The organism is Peribacillus sp. NPDC058002 (assembly GCF_042886655.1).
GTDB classification, from domain to species: Bacteria; Bacillota; Bacilli; order Bacillales; family DSM-1321; genus Peribacillus; species Peribacillus aracenensis.
Genome location: NZ_JBHVQU010000536.1, coordinates 1 through 1,098 on the forward strand (window position 1 = coordinate 1; position 1,098 = coordinate 1,098).

The 1,098-nt window shown below is 41.1% G+C and carries 2 protein-coding genes; both read left to right on the forward strand.

Translation table 11 applies throughout. The features are described from left to right. The coding region (locus tag ACFVSH_RS26920) for an MFS transporter (RefSeq protein WP_387708894.1) at positions 1-555 on the forward strand (555 nt) is incomplete at its 5' end. Between the two features lie 115 nt (positions 556-670). Continuing rightward, entirely contained in the window at positions 671-964 is a 294-nt protein-coding gene (locus ACFVSH_RS26925; protein ID WP_387598406.1) for an MFS transporter, read from the forward strand. The last annotated feature ends 134 nt before the right edge of the window (positions 965-1,098 follow it).

Sequence of the window (1,098 nt, forward strand, 5' to 3'; positions counted from 1 at the left end):
GTCTTTGGACCGCTGGCTGATAAATTCGGCAGTAAGAAAGTCATTTTGATTTGTACGGTCATTTTTTCCGTATTTACATTTACATCAGGTTTTGCGATTGAGCCAATTTCTTTTGGATTACAACGTTTCATTGCAGGACTAGGCTTGGGAGGAGTCATGCCAAACCTAATTGCAATCATTACTGAATATGCTCCTAAAAAACTTAGAAGTACCCTGGTCGCGATCATGTTCAGCGGGCACGCTCTAGGGGGAGTTGCCGCATCAATGGGAGCGATGTATCTAATTCCGAACTTTGGTTGGCGGGCAGTGGTTTGGCTCGGAGCACTCCCATTAATCTTCATGCCCATATTATATAAATTGTTGCCAGAGTCGATAAATTATTTAATGACAAAAAGCAAATTGGTGAATGTCCTGAATCAAGTGAATCTAGGCGGGCATCTAAAAAGGGAGGACTTTAAGTACCCTCATGTTCTGGATTGCCTTTTTCATGTGTTTATTCGTAATGTATGGCTTGAGTACATGGCTTCCAAAAATCATGGGAGGAGCAGGATATGAATTAGGTTCAAGCCTGACATTTTTAGTCGTATTAAACCTTGGAGCAGTTTTTTGAGCAATTGTTGAAGGGAAGCTTGCAGACAGATATGGTTCCAAGAGGATTCTGGTAACTTTTTTGGTCATTGGATTCATTACCCTCACGATGCTGAGTTTCAAGCCAAGCATGATTATGCTTTATATACTGATTGCCATTGCAGGAGGTACGACAACAGGTACACAAATCGTAACGAATGCATATGTATCCCAGTATTATCCGAATGAAATCCGTTCTACAGGAGTCGGTTGGGCATTGGGCATCGGCAGAATTGGCGGAATACTCGCTCCTACTTTCTGCGGGATCCTGCTTGATATGAAGTTGTCATTGCAGCAGCGGCGATTTGGTTCATTTAGGATAATTTCAGCAACATGACTGCAATCAGGCAGGAAAAGAAATTGATATAACGTAACGTACACCAATGCTGAATCACTGCAAATGGAGAATTTGGTAATAGAAATTGGCTCTTTTCGTAAAGATTGTTGTTTTTAAAAACTAAACGATTTAAG